A 14,081-nucleotide genomic window follows, 5' to 3' on the forward strand; every position below is an offset into this window, starting at 1 on the left:
AGGGCAGAGTCAAGCTTTTTATGAAATTTTTTTAATCACTTTAAATTTTCAAAAGTAGCTAGCAGTTATTTATGAGAAACCATAGCAATAAAGCCCAGTTTTTCTTGATTCTTTTGGAACATCTTAAACATCTTCATAAATTGGCCATAGTTCTCTTTTTTAAGGGCATTAAAGCAGATTTTCAGAGTACCACCCAGTCCTTCGTCATATATCATACCTCGAAGACTCATCAAGGTCATTTCGCCGACAAAAGTGTCTACACGATTAAAAGCGTGAGAACTTGCCAGCTGAATCCAGGAGCCTTCTGTCAGAGGACCGACATTGACATTAATTGCACGAGATAGCTCTTCCCGGACATTCTCATCTTTTTGTTTGAGCATGACATCGTGGGTGAGGAGCACTCCACCCGGCTTCAGCACCCGGTAGTACTCATCCATACATTTGGCCTTCCCCTTATCCGTCTGCATGGTCAGCATGGCTTCATTGATAACGATATCAAAAGAATTGTCATCATAAGGCAGCTTCATGGCATTAGCCTGCTCAAATGTGACGAGCTCACCAACACCAGCCTTGTCTCCATTAAGCTTAGCCTGAGCCAGCGCAGCCTTATCCAAATCAACTGCAGTAATTTGGCAACCATATTTTTTAGCTAGCTCGATCGTGGTGGTTCCCATATTGCAGGCGACTTCTAGAACTTTCTTATCGCTGGAAAACTGCCCCTGCTCAATCAGCCAGTCTGTTGCCAGCTTGCCACCGGGACGAAGACGTTTCTTTCCTAATTTTGCTAAAAATTTATGACCTGCTTCTGCCATTTCCGAACCTCCATGATTTTGATTGCTTCCATTATAGCACAAAATATTATATTTTCAGATAATTCTTAGAATTTAGAAAAAACAGACCGAATCGACCGATTCAATCTGTCTTGTATCTTCTTTACAGCCCAAGAGATCCGGCCAAATAGCGCAGCAAGGCCACCAAGACTACACCAAACACAACAGTTGCAATCAAGTTTTTATACTTAAAAGCCACATAGCTAGTCGGAAATACGGCTATTAAATCCAGCCATTTAAAACTCGGCAGCTGACCTGTTTTAGCATTGGTGACACTGGATAGGATAAGGGCAAAGATTATGGAAACTGGCAGATATTTGAGGAAACGCTCTACCATAGGCGGAAGCCCCTTGTACTTGACTAGGATAAAGGGCAAAACCCGCGGCATCCAAGTGACCAGGGCTGACAAAAGAATGGCCAGCAAAATATACTTACTTATCATCTAGAATCACCCCCACCGTACAGCCTAGTAAGGTTGCAAAAAGCACCGCCAGCGAATTTTGAAGTAGCGTAGTTAGGACTAAGTAGGCAAGGCCCACCACGCCCAAGACTAAAAAGAGCTTCTTTATCTTGACCCGTCGCAGCATGATTGTAAATTGAGAGGAGAAAATGCCAATAAACATGGCGACTAGGGCAAAATCCAGGCCAAAGCTCTCAGGATTGGGCAGAAGGGCGCCGAGGGCAGTTCCTAAAATAGTACCCAAAATCCAAGAAGTATAACTCATGAAATTGTTACCCATCATCCAGCTAGCCGCAATCTCTTCTGTATGCACCTGCTCCCCCATCAAGACCCCATAAGATTCGTCCGTCAAAAAAGAGCCAATGACAATATTCTGAGCCAAGCTAGACTTACGAAAAAGGGTTGAGGCATGCAGACAGAGCAAAAGATGCCGAATATTTATCAGAAAAACAGTCAGTGCGATGGCCAAGACTGGCGCCTGCTGGGCAAATAAACCAATCATGGCAAACTGAGCACTGCCCGCATAAACCAGAATACTCATCAACCCCATCTCCAAGGGATTCATATAAGGCGATGCCATGATGCCGCAGGCTAGACCAATCCCAATATAGCCCAGAGCCGTTGGCACCGCCGCTTGTGCCCCTTGTTTAAATGTCTGTCCGCGCATTCTTCTCCTTTACTCCATGGTTTCAAAAGCCAGACTTGGCTTAGCATTCAGGTCCAAACTGGCAAAATTTTCCTTATTCCACTCACTGACACTGGCATAGGCAATCATACCAGCATTGTCTCCGCAGAGACGCAGTGGCGGAATGATCACCTTAACATCCTGAATCTCAGCTGCCAAGCGCTCTCTCAAGCCTTGATTGGCCGCAACACCGCCCGCCACGACCAGAGCCTTGACCGGATATTTTTCCAGCGCTTTCTTAGTCTTGGCCATGAGAATATCCATGACCGCCGCCTGAAAGCTTGCTGACAGGTCTTGATTAGACAAGACTTCTCCTTTTTGCTGGGCATTGTGGTGCAGGTTGATAAAGGCCGACTTGAGACCGGAAAAAGAAAATTCCAGATTATCTTCCTTGATCATAGCCCGCGGAAAATCATAAATATCCTGTCCCTTATGAGCCAGCTGATCAATCTCCCGACCTGCTGGATAGGTCAGGCCCATGACGCGACCGACCTTATCATAGGCTTCACCGACCGCATCATCTCGGGTTTCCCCCACAATCTTATAATCACCAGCTTGACTGACATAGACCAGCTCAGTATGACCCCCGCTGACTAAGAGAGCCAGCAAGGGAAATTCCAAGGGCCCCACGCTCTGGGCTGCCATCAGGTGTCCAGCCATGTGATTGACCGGAATCAAGGGAATATCATGAGCCCAAGCAAAAGACTTGGCCGCTGCCAAGCCGACCAGAAGCGCCCCAACCAGACCAGGACCGTAGGTAACGGCCACCGCTGTGACTTGCTCCTCGCTAATCCCTGCTTCTGCCAAGGCTTCCTCAATACAAACCGTAATGACCTCCACATGGTGACGGCTGGCCACTTCCGGTACCACTCCGCCAAAACGCTTGTGGCTCTCAATCTGGCTGGCAATGACATTGCTCAAAAGCTCCGTCTCATTCTTCAGAACCGCCACACTGGTCTCGTCACAAGACGTCTCAAAAGCTAAAATATATCTATCTTTCATGAATCTCTCTTTTCATAACAATCGCATCTTCCACCGGTGCATGGTAGTAGGCCTTCCGCCGCGCGATTTCTTTAAATTTTTCTTTTTTGTAAAATAGCAGAGCTGGCATGTTTGACTCCCTCACTTCAAGGAAAATTTCTTTGTCAGCTGGCAAAAAGTCAAACAAGGCTGTCCCGATTTTCTGTCCCTGATAGCTAGGCAATACAGCAATCTGCAGAACTTCTGCTTCAAAATCGGTCTCCTGCCAGACTAAAAAACCAACAAGCTGACTCCCATCTGCTGCTAGCGCACAGCTATTCACATCCGAGCGCAGAACTTCTTCCACTTGGCTCGCTGTCCAAGGACAAACCTCATAGACTGCAAGTAAGAGCTGTTCCAGCTCTTTTGCGAGAGGTGCCGCGTCCACATCCGAGTTGGCGCTCCATTTTCTCATCTCAATCATAGGCGCTGAATGTAAGAATCGCTGGATTCTTGGTGGTGCTTGAGCCAATTTTCCTCGGCCTCTACCCGTTTGAGATAGTTAGGAACAAAGTCATGAATAGACTGGACTGGCAAGTCTAGACCGATACGACCAATAGCTGCCGCGTCTGGCAAGGTCGGCTGAATGGCAGCCAGAGGAAGAGCCGCTTCAATCTGCTCCGCAAAAGCCGTCGTTTCTCCGACAAAGGTGACTGATTGGTTAGCGGCGCCAGCCATTTCCAACACCTCTGCCAAAGGCAGATGAGCTTCTGGTCGTACAGCCTGACCAGACTGGTAAAAGCCAGCATAGACATTATTGCGGCGGGCATCCATGATGGGAATGACCAAACCTTCCACCTGCTCTGGTACTAAAGCCAGCAGACTAGATACACCGACCAGCTCAATCTTGAGGGTATGAGCCAGAGTCTTGGCTGTCGCCACCGCAATTCTCAAACCTGTGTAGCTGCCTGGCCCCTGCGCCACCACGATCCGATCCAAATCTGTCGGTTTCATATCCAGACTATTCATCAGAAAATCAATAGCCGGCATAAGGGTAATGCTATGATTTTTCTTGATATTGAGCGTCACCTGCCCCAAGAGCTCCTTATTCTCTAAAATCGCTAGAGATAGAGCCTTATTTGACGTATCCATCGCTAAAATGTTCATCATTTTCTTCCTTAATCGAGTGTTTGCTTCTTATTATACTACAAAAGCAGCGACAAGGATAGAGAGAGGCAGTCATTTGATGACCCAGATTGTCCTCAAAAGCTTTTCTGAAAATCTCCACAAGATTTTCTCGGCTATGTCTTTTACTAAAAGCTGGTTTTATGATATAATTGGTTAGAATTATATCGAATCAAGGTCAATCTACTACTCATAAAACTGAATAAAAGAAAACAGCTGATTAGCTGTCGTTTTCTGTAGCTTGATCGTGAAAAATGGAAGGAAATAAAATGATTTACAAAGTTTTTTATCAAGAAACAAAAGAACGCAGTCCACGCCGCGAACAAACACGTGCCCTCTACTTAGATATAGAAGCAACTGATGAATTAGAAGGCCGCATCAAAGCCCGCAAATTGGTTGAAGAAAAGACTCCTTACAATATCGAATTTATCGAACTCTTGTCTGACAAACATTTGGAATACGAAAAAGAGTCAGGCGCCTTCGAATTGACGGAGTTGTAACCTATGGCATATAACTTAAAGAAAGAAGAAGTTGGTGTTTTCGCCATCGGCGGTCTGGGCGAAATCGGTAAAAACACCTACGGAATTGAGTATCAAGATGAGATTATCATTGTCGATGCTGGGATTAAATTTCCCGAAGACGACCTCTTGGGTATCGACTATGTTATCCCTGACTACTCTTATATTGTAGAAAATATCGACCGCGTAAAAGCTGTCCTCATCACCCACGGGCACGAGGACCATATCGGCGGCATTCCTTTCCTGCTCAAGCAAGCCAATGTTCCTATCTATGCTGGCCCTCTGGCCCTGGCCCTCATTCGCGGCAAGCTAGAAGAGCATGGACTTTTGCGTGACGCTAAGCTCTATGAAATCAATCAAAATACAGAACTGACCTTTAAAAATCTGAAGGCGACCTTCTTCCGCACAACCCACTCTATTCCAGAACCTTTGGGGATTGTCATTCATACGCCACAAGGCAAGATTGTCTGTACAGGTGACTTCAAGTTTGACTTTACACCAGTCGGTGAGCCAGCAGACTTGCACCGCATGGCCGCTCTGGGCGAGGAAGGCGTGCTCTGCCTCCTGTCTGACTCGACCAATGCTGAAGTTCCGACCTTTACCAATTCCGAAAAAGTGGTCGGACAGTCTATTATGAAGATTATCGAAGGCATTCATGGACGGATTATTTTCGCTTCCTTTGCTTCAAACATCTTCCGCCTCCAGCAGGCAGCAGAAGCTGCTGTCAAGACAGGGCGCAAAATTGCGGTCTTTGGCCGTTCTATGGAAAAAGCCATTGTCAATGGGATTGAGCTAGGCTACATCAAGGTTCCCAAAGATACCTTCATCGAACCAAATGAACTCAAGGACTATCCAGCTGGTGAAGTGCTGATTATGTGTACCGGAAGTCAGGGTGAGCCCATGGCAGCACTGTCTCGGATTGCTAATGGTACCCACCGTCAGGTGCAACTGCAACCTGGAGATACGGTCATCTTCTCATCTAGCCCAATCCCTGGAAACACCACTAGCGTCAACAAGCTGATCAACATCATTTCCGAAGCTGGTGTAGAAGTGATCCACGGTAAGATTAATAACATCCACACCTCTGGACACGGTGGCCAACAAGAGCAGAAACTCATGCTTCGCTTGATTAAGCCTAAATATTTCATGCCAGTCCATGGTGAATACCGTATGCAAAAAGTCCATGCAGGTCTAGCCGTTGATACTGGAGTACCAAAAGACAATATCTTCATCATGAGCAATGGTGACGTGCTGGCTCTGACAGCTGACTCAGCTCGTATTGCCGGCAGCTTCAACGCTCAAGATATTTATGTTGATGGGAACCGCATTGGTGAAATCGGAGCCGCTGTCCTGCGCGACCGTAAAGATTTGTCAGAAGACGGCGTTGTTCTGGCTGTTGCAACGGTTGACTTCGAGTCCCAGATGATTTTGGCTGGCCCAGATATTCTCAGCCGCGGCTTTATCTACATGCGCGAATCAGGCGATCTCATTCGCCAAAGCCAGCGCATCCTCTTCAATGCCATTCGCATTGCCCTTAAGAATAAAGATGCCAGCGTCCAATCTGTCAGCGGCGCTATCGTCAACGCCTTGCGTCCTTTCCTCTACGAAAGCACTGAGCGCGAACCTATTATTATTCCGATGGTGCTTACACCAGATGAAGACAACTAAAAAATAAGCTTTGCTAGATTTAGCAAAGCTTATTTTTCTGCTTTATTTTTTGTTCGAGAGGCATGCTTGATAATCCAAGCGCAGCTCAGACTCAGTTCTTCCTCTTGCCAAGATCCAATCACCCTCTCAAACTTTTCAGGATCTTCTTTATATAAATCATTCAGATTATTAGCGACACTTTTTTGGATTGATTTATCTGTATCATCCTTTAGATTCCTTAAAATAGCGGTAAATTCATCAAAATAATCTAAGACCACAGTCTGCTTCTTAGCCCAAGGCAGACGGATTCGCATACACTCGCTGGCTAATCTACGGACGCGCATATTCTCGTCTTTACTCCACTCTAACAGTAAATCCATCGTAGCTTTAGGAAAATTGGCCAGTAAGGGCCGCATAGAAAATTCTCCAGTAAATCGCTTGGTTAATTCCTTAATGAAGGCTGCACTCAGCTCGAATTCCTGACCTCCGTAAAGTTCTACGTATTTGCCAATCGGCCACAACCAGTACCCCTCTGAGAACATGCCCAAGCCGCCCTCTAACTCCGGACCAAGTATCTGCTCAAAAACCTTCAGAGAGGCAGCATAAGAAAGCGGCAAGCATTCTTTGATACTCTTTGCCAGCAGCTCTTGACGCTGAGTAAATTCCAAAGACTCTAAGTCGCTTTCAACTAGAGACATAAAGTGCTGAGCATCAAATTTATCTGTTACTTCTTGCAAGCGACGACTCAAATCCTCCGCATAAACCAAATCATAATAATCTTTAACCTTTTTCGCCATGATTTTTAAATCCCCTTAACAGACTTCTCACTGCTCCTCTGATTTCTGCTTCTTCCTCTTTCTCAGCCAGAAAAAGAGACAACTCGTTCAAGGCGCCTGAAATCATATGAGCTGCCATATCCAAATCAATAGAGATAAGTCTTCCTTCTTTAGATAAAATGTCTAATTGTTCTCTCAAATGAAAGAAAGAATTAGCCTCGTCCTGACGACGCCACTCTTTCCACTCAACGACATTGGGACCATCAAGCAGGAGAATACGTTTATTTTCGGTCAAGGTCGCAAAACGAACAAAAGCAACACAGCCTTCCACCAACTGCTCCCAAGAATCCTGTGCTTCCAAGGCACTTTTTTCTACATAAGACCCCAGTTCGGACTGAATTTGTGCTAGTACGGCGGTAAATAAAGTTTTCTTATTCCCGAAATGATGATAAAGTGCGCCTCTTGTCATTCCCAACTCATCTACAATTTCTTCCAAGGAAGTTTCTGCATAACCCTTTAAAGAAAAATGTTTCCGAGCGATAGCTAATATTTTCTTGCTTGTCTCTAGAGAAGCCTGCTGCTTTTTATTCATCTTCACTCTCCAAATAATTTGCCGCAAACTCAGCACTAGGTGGAATAACTTGAATGACATCAACCAAAACAGAACCCGGCGCTTTCACAATGAAATGGCGCTGACCAAAATCTTCACTCTTAATGGGAAGAAGGAACTCCATTTCTTCTTGCTGATGCAATTTTTCATAAAGACAATCTACATTGTCAACTTCAATATTGATGATTAGGCCACTCGCATTAGACTGGTAGGCTTGTGGCACTGTCCCATGCTTGCTATCAATAAAAGCAAGCTCAAAACTACTCTCGACGTTCTTTAAACTAATATACCAATCTGAACGAAAGGTTTCCTGAAATTGGAAAAAATCAATAAAGAATTGTGCTGATTGATGGACATCTTCACTCATTAAAACTGTATATAAACTAGTAATCATTTGTTCTCCTTTTCTTAAACTTTATTTTAACATACATACCGAATGTATGCAAATGAATATTAAAAAACAGAAGCCAACTTGACTTCTATTTCTAAAAACAATTCAGCCCAGTCGCTTGATGAAATGATATTTGGTCACACCTTTTTGAGGTACATCTTCCAGACTGGCGTAGATTTCATAGCCTTGCTTGATGTAAAAATCCTTGGCCTGATAAGATTTGGTGGACAAGGTGATGCTGCTGACTCCCGCTTTCTCAGCCTTTTCTTCTAATTCTGCCAGCAGACTAGCTCCCAAGCCCTTTTTCTGATGTTCCTTATCTACCACTAAGGCCTTGATATGGATATTTTCCAGTACTTGCTGGGCATGGAGCAAGGCAATCAGGCGACCTTCCTCTTCCCGTGTCAGATAATCATCCTGAGGCTCAAGTTCTTCAAGCCTAGCTGCCCCAAAAGAAGCCTCATATTGCTCCTTGAAAACTTGCTCGATAAAGTCATGAAATTCTGTCATTTCTTGCTCCTAGCGAAAAAGCAGAATACTGACTCTGCCTTTTCCTTCTTTATTCTCCTTCAAAGGCGTCTTTCATTTTATCGAAAAAGCCTTTTTTCTTAGGGTTTACTGTGATATTTCCAGCTGCCGCAAAGTCCTTGAGAGCTGCTTTTTGACGGTCGTTGAGGCCAGTTGGTGTCACGACATTGACCGTGACATACTGATCGCCTACACTGCCACCACGCAGACTCGGAGCTCCCTTACCACGCAGACGGAACCGTTTGCCAGTCTGGGTTCCTTCTGGGATTGTCAATTCAACATTTCCATGGACAGTCGGAATTTCCACGCTATCACCTAATGCTGCTTGCACAAAGTTGAGGTTGAGCTTGTAGTAAATGGTAGAACCGTCTCGCTCAAACTTATCGCTTGGCTCAACGTTCACCACTACATACAAGTCTCCGTAAGGACCACCGTTAAAGCCTGCCTCACCTTGACCAGCCAAGCGAACTCGTTGACCTGTTTCCACACCAGCGGGGATTTTTACATGAACGCTATGCGCTTGCTTTTCATGTCCTGTTCCATGGCAGGTTTCACATGGACTTTTGATTTCTTGTCCGCGACCATGACAGACATCACAAGTCACTTGTCGACGCATCATGCCCAGCGGTGTCTGAGTATCAACATTGATGACACCAGAACCGTGACAGCGACCACAAGTTACCGGGCTAGTTCCTGGCTTAGCACCTGAACCGTGACAAGTATGGCAACTCGCCTCACGATTGTATTTCACTTCTTTTTCGGCCCCGAAAATAGCCTCTTCAAAGCGGAGATTTACCCGATACTGGAGATCATCTCCTTGCCGCGGAGCGTTTGGATTACGAGTCGCGCCACCGCCAAAGAAGCTAGAAAAGATATCTTCGAAGCCACCAAAACCAGAGCCATCAAAGCCACCGAAGCCGCCGGCACCACCAAAGCCACCATTGGCACCCGCTGCGCCATATTGGTCATAGGCAGCCCGCTTTTGCTCGTCGCTCAGCGTTTCATAAGCCTCCTGGACTTCCTTATATTTATCTTCCGCCCCAGGCTCCTTATTGATATCTGGGTGATATTTTTTAGATAATTTCCGATAGGCTCTCTTGATCTCATCCTGAGAAGCATTCTTTGAGACACCTAAACGATCATAAAATTCAGTATTATTCATTTAAGATACCAAGAGCGAACAGAAAGCGACTGAATTTTAGGAAACCGACAAGAAATCCTGATTTCTTAGGAGGTTTATCTAATTTCCAAGCTTTCCGCTCGGGTTCAATTACGAACACCCTTGTTCCTTTCTGTTAATATTGCGGAACGAAACCTCGATTTAGGTCGGGTTCAGTTCCTTTCTAACTTAGTTTAAAGAAGAATCAAAAATTTACGTTCCACTCTTTTCTTACCGAAAAACAGAGGCTGGGTTGCAACCTCTGGATTTCTTCCTATCATTACGACTTGAAATTTTCAAAACAATATTTTTCGAAAAATTTTTAACGCGGTAGCTGATTGGATTTTGGGTTCGTCTTTCAGACTCCCAAAAATCCTAATCATCCTCGCGGGGGTTCGACTACGAACTAAAAACTTTCAATTTTTAGTTCTGTCTCACCGCCTATTTCTCCGTAAACTCTCCGTCTACGACGTCATCGCCTGCATTTCCTGTTGCTTGTGCGCCTTCTGCTCCTGCTTGTGCTTGAGCTTGTTGCGCTGCAGCGGCTTGTTCGTAGAGTTTAACAGCCAAAGCTTGCGCTTTTTCGTTGAGAGCTTCGAGTTTTGCTTTCATGTCGTCCAAGTTGTTGTCTTCTTGAGCTTTCTTAAGCTCATCAAGGGCAGCTTGAGCAGCATCACGTTCTGCATCGAAGCCTTTGCCTTCAGTTTCCTTGATTGTCTTTTCAGTCGCAAAGATTGCTTGGTCTACTTCGTTACGAAGGTCAACTTCTTCTTTACGTTTCTTATCTGCTTCAGCGTTTGCTTCTGCATCTTTCATCATGCGGTCGATTTCTTCATCAGTCAAGCCTGAGTTAGATTGGATGACAATTGTTTGTTCTTTTTGAGTTCCAAGGTCTTTAGCCTTAACAGATACGATACCGTTCTTGTCGATGTCAAATGTTACTTCGATTTGAGGGATACCACGAGGTGCAGCTGGGATATCTGTCAATTGGAAACGTCCAAGAGTCTTGTTATCTGCTGCCATTGGGCGTTCACCTTGAAGAACGTGGATATCAACGGCTGGTTGGTTATCTGCTGCAGTTGAGAAGACTTGTGATTTAGAAGTTGGAATTGTTGTGTTACGATCGATGAGTTTTGTGAAGACGCCACCCATTGTTTCGATACCAAGTGACAATGGTGTTACGTCAAGAAGGACAACATCTTTGACGTCACCAGTGATGACACCACCTTGGATAGCAGCACCCATGGCAACCACTTCATCAGGGTTCACTGATTTGTTTGGTTCTTTACCAGTTTCAGCCTTAACAGCTTCTACAACGGCTGGGATACGAGTTGAACCACCGACAAGGATCACTTCGTCGATATCTGACAAGCTCAAACCTGCATCTGAAAGGGCTTGACGAACTGGAACTTTTGTACGTTCTACAAGATCACGAGTCAAATCATCGAATTTAGCACGAGTCAAAGTCATTTCCAAGTGAAGAGGTCCAGCCTCTCCCGCAGTGATGAACGGCAAGCTGATTTGTGTTGAAGTTACACCAGAAAGGTCTTTCTTAGCTTTTTCAGCCGCATCTTTCAAACGTTGCATTGCCATCTTGTCAGTAGACAAGTCAATACCGTTTTCTTTCTTGAATTCTGCTACCAAGTGGTCGATAATCTTTTGGTCAAAGTCGTCACCACCGAGTTTGTTATCCCCTGCAGTTGCCAATACATCGAAGACACCGTCACCCAATTCAAGGATAGATACGTCAAATGTACCACCACCAAGGTCGAATACCAAGATTTTTTCTTCTTTGTCAGTCTTGTCCAAACCGTAAGCAAGGGCTGCAGCAGTTGGTTCGTTGACGATACGTTCTACTTCAAGACCAGCGATTTTACCAGCGTCTTTTGTTGCTTGACGTTGTGCGTCGTTAAAGTAAGCTGGAACTGTGATAACAGCCTTAGTTACTTTTTCACCAAGGTAGTCTTCCGCATAACCTTTCAAGTATTGAAGGATCATAGCTGAGATTTCTTGTGGAGTGTATTCTTTTCCATTTGCAGAAACTTTTTCAGAAGTTCCCATCTTAGATTTGATAGAGATCACTGTATCTGGGTTTGTGACTGCTTGACGTTTTGCAGCGTCACCAACAATGATTTCACCATTTTTGAATGACACTACAGATGGAGTTGTGCGGTTTCCTTCTGGATTTGCGATGATTTTACTTTCAGTTCCTTCAAGAACTGCAACTGCTGAGTTTGTTGTTCCTAAGTCAATACCGATAATTTTAGACATGTGTTTTTCTCCTTAAGTTTTTTCTTCTATTTTTTGATATTTTCCTTAAGTGGTGGGGACGTGAGCAACTCCCTACGGGATTTCATCACTTATTTTTGAGCCCAAAGTCTCAAAAATCCCCTGTTTCAGTAGCACAAGCTACTGAAATTTTCACCACGGCGGAAAATATCGTTTTTGCAAGCCTCTGGCTTGCCTCTTATCTTCATTCATAGTTTAGTGTCGTTTCGGACAAATTTTACGCAGTAGCTGATTGGCAGTTCACTTCGCAAACGCTCGTGACCAGCCTAATCACCTTTGCGGGGGTGCGTCAACGAAATCACAGATTTCTGACTTACCGCCTAGTTATACACCACTACCATAGCTGGTCTTAGGATGCGATCATGGAGTTTATAGCCTTTTTGGAAGACTTGGGCAATGGTATCTGCTGGGTGTTCATCGTCTGCTGGAAGAGTTTGGATGGCCATATGGTAGTTATGGTCAAATGCTCCGTCAGCTACGATTTCTTCAATTCCTTCTTCTTTAAGGGCATGAATTAAGCTTTCTTGTACCATCTCCAAGCCTTTTTTGACGTCGTCTGTCAAGCCTTCAACGGCAAGCGCACGCTCGAGGTTGTCCAAAGAAGGGAGAATCGCTTTTGCCAAATCTTGACTGCGATAGCGTTGCAAGAGTTGGCGCTCTTCATTGGCACGACGTTGGATGTTTTGCATTTCTGCATGAGCACGGAGATATTTATTTTCAAAATCTTCTGCCCGCTCATTTGCAAGTTCTAGTTCTGATTTTTCAGGAGTAGTTTCATCAGCTTCTTTAGCGGTTTCTACCTTTTCTTCAGTAGCTTCTACCACTTCCTCTTCTTTTACTTCTTCGTTTTTTATTTCCTCAGACATTTTTCGCCTCCTTTTTAGGAATTTATGTAATTTCATGTTCAACTCACCTCATAATGATTGCTACTCAAATATCTGTAGAAATCGATGAGTTTCATGGTTAGGACTCGATTGACAACATTGAGTTGACTAACCACCTTTTGGTAATCCAGATTGACTGGACCAACCACTGCCAGCATACCAAAGCCTCGATAGGGAATTAAAAACTTGCTGGAAATCAAGGTTAGATTGGCCAGACAGTCCTCTTGACTAGCTGCGACACGGACATTTTGCATCTGATCCTCAGCTAGACTATCACGGATCTCAAAAGCCACCTTCTGACGATCATCAAAGAACTGATAAGCCTCAAGATCCGCAAAACGTAGCAACTGGACTTTGCCAGCTACAGCTACTTTCTCCGAAAACATCTGAGCAAAAATATGCTCAAAGAGATCGAGAACATTGTCCGTCGTCGTAAAGTAACGCTGGATAATCTGCGGAATCTCCGTCCGAATCTTGTAGTGGATATCTAAGACCGTCTGTCCCAAAAAGCGCTCCTGAATCATATCCCTCAAGCGCAGTAGGTCATCCTGGAGAAAATTCCTAGGAATCATGAACTGACTGGTCAGGGTATTGGACTCATCTAGAGTAAAGACAGCTAAGGCTGCATGCTGGCTAATAACAACGATATCAAAAGCCGTCAGCCGTTGCCGACTAGGTTCGACGTCAAGAGCTACAACCGTGCAAGCACTCAACTCTGCCAAAACGTCCGCTGCCCGCTGCAGGATATCCTCCAGCTTGAAGAACTCTTGGTCAAAAGCTTTGACGACCTCATAGAGCTCATTTTCCGCCAGCTGATCAAAGGTCAAGGAATGGCGGACAAAATACTGGAAACCAGCGACACTTGGCTTGCGCCCACTCGATGTATGAGCCTTTTCTAGCAGCCCTTCCTTTTCCAAGGCTGCCATATCATTTCGAATGGTGGCACTCGAAGACTGGATAGTCTCTTGCAAGGCTTTAGAACCGACAGGCTCATGCGTCTTGGTAAAGATATCAATAATTAGATTTAAAATCTCATTTTGGCGTTCTGTTACCAAGGACCTCACCTCTCTTTAGAAAATTTCCAGCCACTGGCGAGATTTTATTTTTTATATTTAGCACTCTAACACATCGAGTGCTAAACTATGATTCTATTATACAC

At 44.8% G+C, this 14,081-nt stretch carries 16 protein-coding genes; 2 read left to right on the forward strand and 14 right to left on the reverse strand.

Translation table 11 applies throughout. The features are described 5' to 3' along the window. Positions 1 to 65: 65 nt before the first annotated feature. From D8793_RS08870 to tsaB, 6 genes are all read right to left on the reverse strand, one after another. Entirely contained in the window at positions 66 to 812 is a 747-nt protein-coding gene (locus D8793_RS08870) for a class I SAM-dependent methyltransferase (RefSeq protein WP_125371591.1), read from the reverse strand. A 121-nt stretch (positions 813 to 933) separates the two neighbouring features. Further along, positions 934 to 1,272, reverse strand: coding sequence for a branched-chain amino acid transport AzlD family protein (locus D8793_RS08875; RefSeq protein WP_125371592.1), 339 nt, complete (start codon positions 1,270 to 1,272; stop codon positions 934 to 936). Next, positions 1,262 to 1,957 (reverse strand): AzlC family ABC transporter permease, encoded by a 696-nt coding sequence (locus D8793_RS08880; RefSeq protein ID WP_125371593.1) that lies wholly within the window; start codon positions 1,955 to 1,957, stop codon positions 1,262 to 1,264. The genes D8793_RS08875 and D8793_RS08880 overlap by 11 nt, the downstream gene beginning before the upstream one ends. A 9-nt stretch (positions 1,958 to 1,966) precedes the next feature. After that, positions 1,967 to 2,977: a tRNA (adenosine(37)-N6)-threonylcarbamoyltransferase complex transferase subunit TsaD gene (gene tsaD, locus D8793_RS08885; protein WP_125371594.1), complete on the reverse strand. Its 1,011-nt coding sequence runs from the start codon at positions 2,975 to 2,977 to the stop codon at positions 1,967 to 1,969. Continuing rightward, positions 2,967 to 3,419 (reverse strand): ribosomal protein S18-alanine N-acetyltransferase, encoded by a 453-nt coding sequence (rimI, locus tag D8793_RS08890; protein WP_125371595.1) that lies wholly within the window; start codon positions 3,417 to 3,419, stop codon positions 2,967 to 2,969. The genes tsaD and rimI overlap by 11 nt, the downstream gene beginning before the upstream one ends. Beyond that, positions 3,416 to 4,102 carry a tRNA (adenosine(37)-N6)-threonylcarbamoyltransferase complex dimerization subunit type 1 TsaB gene (gene tsaB, locus D8793_RS08895; protein ID WP_125371630.1) on the reverse strand — a complete coding sequence of 229 codons (687 nt, stop codon included), beginning with the start codon at positions 4,100 to 4,102 and terminating at the stop codon, positions 3,416 to 3,418. The genes rimI and tsaB overlap by 4 nt, the downstream gene beginning before the upstream one ends. 287 nt (positions 4,103 to 4,389) lie before the next feature. Between tsaB and rpoY the strand changes: the two genes are divergently transcribed. Together rpoY and rnjA are read left to right on the forward strand one after the other, a co-directional pair. After that, on the forward strand, positions 4,390 to 4,620 hold the full coding sequence (gene rpoY, locus D8793_RS08900) for a DNA-directed RNA polymerase subunit epsilon (RefSeq protein ID WP_045497905.1): 231 nt from the start codon (positions 4,390 to 4,392) through the stop codon (positions 4,618 to 4,620). A 3-nt stretch (positions 4,621 to 4,623) separates the two neighbouring features. Next, positions 4,624 to 6,306 carry a ribonuclease J1 gene (rnjA, locus tag D8793_RS08905; RefSeq protein ID WP_125371596.1) on the forward strand — a complete coding sequence of 561 codons (1,683 nt, stop codon included), beginning with the start codon at positions 4,624 to 4,626 and terminating at the stop codon, positions 6,304 to 6,306. 29 nt (positions 6,307 to 6,335) lie between these two features. Here rnjA and D8793_RS08910 read toward each other — a convergent pair whose 3' ends face one another. The 8 genes from D8793_RS08910 to hrcA all read right to left on the reverse strand — a co-directional run bounded on the left by D8793_RS08910 (position 6,336) and on the right by hrcA (position 13,977). Then, positions 6,336 to 7,082, reverse strand: coding sequence for a DNA alkylation repair protein (locus tag D8793_RS08910; protein WP_125371597.1), 747 nt, complete (start codon positions 7,080 to 7,082; stop codon positions 6,336 to 6,338). Next, complete coding sequence (locus D8793_RS08915) at positions 7,066 to 7,653, reverse strand: TetR/AcrR family transcriptional regulator (protein ID WP_125371598.1); 588 nt, start codon at positions 7,651 to 7,653, stop codon at positions 7,066 to 7,068. The genes D8793_RS08910 and D8793_RS08915 overlap by 17 nt, the downstream gene beginning before the upstream one ends. Next, on the reverse strand, positions 7,646 to 8,065 hold the full coding sequence (locus tag D8793_RS08920) for a VOC family protein (protein WP_125371599.1): 420 nt from the start codon (positions 8,063 to 8,065) through the stop codon (positions 7,646 to 7,648). The genes D8793_RS08915 and D8793_RS08920 overlap by 8 nt, the downstream gene beginning before the upstream one ends. A gap of 102 nt (positions 8,066 to 8,167) precedes the next feature. Next, the gene (locus D8793_RS08925) at positions 8,168 to 8,572 is read right to left on the reverse strand and encodes a GNAT family N-acetyltransferase (protein ID WP_125371600.1); all 405 of its coding nucleotides are present in this window, start codon (positions 8,570 to 8,572) and stop codon (positions 8,168 to 8,170) included. 49 nt (positions 8,573 to 8,621) lie between these two features. Continuing rightward, on the reverse strand, positions 8,622 to 9,752 hold the full coding sequence (gene dnaJ / locus D8793_RS08930; RefSeq protein WP_125371601.1) for a molecular chaperone DnaJ: 1,131 nt from the start codon (positions 9,750 to 9,752) through the stop codon (positions 8,622 to 8,624). A 438-nt stretch (positions 9,753 to 10,190) separates the two neighbouring features. Then, a complete protein-coding gene (gene dnaK / locus D8793_RS08935) occupies positions 10,191 to 12,020 on the reverse strand; it encodes a molecular chaperone DnaK (RefSeq protein WP_125371602.1) in 1,830 nt (609 codons plus the stop codon). 338 nt (positions 12,021 to 12,358) lie between these two features. Beyond that, on the reverse strand, positions 12,359 to 12,904 hold the full coding sequence (grpE, locus tag D8793_RS08940) for a nucleotide exchange factor GrpE (RefSeq protein WP_125371603.1): 546 nt from the start codon (positions 12,902 to 12,904) through the stop codon (positions 12,359 to 12,361). 38 nt (positions 12,905 to 12,942) lie between these two features. Next, a complete protein-coding gene (gene hrcA / locus D8793_RS08945) occupies positions 12,943 to 13,977 on the reverse strand; it encodes a heat-inducible transcriptional repressor HrcA (RefSeq protein ID WP_125371604.1) in 1,035 nt (344 codons plus the stop codon). Between the last annotated feature and the right edge of the window lie 104 nt (positions 13,978 to 14,081).

The organism is Streptococcus cristatus (assembly GCF_003943465.1).
GTDB lineage: Bacteria > Bacillota > Bacilli > Lactobacillales > Streptococcaceae > Streptococcus > Streptococcus cristatus_C.

Excerpts from the sequence above, each read along its gene's own strand:
- D8793_RS08870 (WP_125371591.1), bottom strand. The coding sequence starts at position 812 with ATGGCAGAAGCAGGTCATAAATTTTTAGCAAAATTAGGAAAGAAACGT.
- D8793_RS08875 (WP_125371592.1), bottom strand. The coding sequence starts at position 1,272 with ATGATAAGTAAGTATATTTTGCTGGCCATTCTTTTGTCAGCCCTGGTC.
- D8793_RS08880 (WP_125371593.1), bottom strand. The coding sequence starts at position 1,957 with ATGCGCGGACAGACATTTAAACAAGGGGCACAAGCGGCGGTGCCAACG.
- tsaD (WP_125371594.1), bottom strand. The coding sequence starts at position 2,977 with ATGAAAGATAGATATATTTTAGCTTTTGAGACGTCTTGTGACGAGACC.
- rimI (WP_125371595.1), bottom strand. The coding sequence starts at position 3,419 with ATGATTGAGATGAGAAAATGGAGCGCCAACTCGGATGTGGACGCGGCA.
- tsaB (WP_125371630.1), bottom strand. The coding sequence starts at position 4,102 with ATGAACATTTTAGCGATGGATACGTCAAATAAGGCTCTATCTCTAGCG.
- rpoY (WP_045497905.1), top strand. The coding sequence starts at position 4,390 with ATGATTTACAAAGTTTTTTATCAAGAAACAAAAGAACGCAGTCCACGC.
- rnjA (WP_125371596.1), top strand. The coding sequence starts at position 4,624 with ATGGCATATAACTTAAAGAAAGAAGAAGTTGGTGTTTTCGCCATCGGC.
- D8793_RS08910 (WP_125371597.1), bottom strand. The coding sequence starts at position 7,082 with ATGGCGAAAAAGGTTAAAGATTATTATGATTTGGTTTATGCGGAGGAT.
- D8793_RS08915 (WP_125371598.1), bottom strand. The coding sequence starts at position 7,653 with ATGAATAAAAAGCAGCAGGCTTCTCTAGAGACAAGCAAGAAAATATTA.
- D8793_RS08920 (WP_125371599.1), bottom strand. The coding sequence starts at position 8,065 with ATGATTACTAGTTTATATACAGTTTTAATGAGTGAAGATGTCCATCAA.
- D8793_RS08925 (WP_125371600.1), bottom strand. The coding sequence starts at position 8,572 with ATGACAGAATTTCATGACTTTATCGAGCAAGTTTTCAAGGAGCAATAT.
- dnaJ (WP_125371601.1), bottom strand. The coding sequence starts at position 9,752 with ATGAATAATACTGAATTTTATGATCGTTTAGGTGTCTCAAAGAATGCT.
- dnaK (WP_125371602.1), bottom strand. The coding sequence starts at position 12,020 with ATGTCTAAAATTATCGGTATTGACTTAGGAACAACAAACTCAGCAGTT.
- grpE (WP_125371603.1), bottom strand. The coding sequence starts at position 12,904 with ATGTCTGAGGAAATAAAAAACGAAGAAGTAAAAGAAGAGGAAGTGGTA.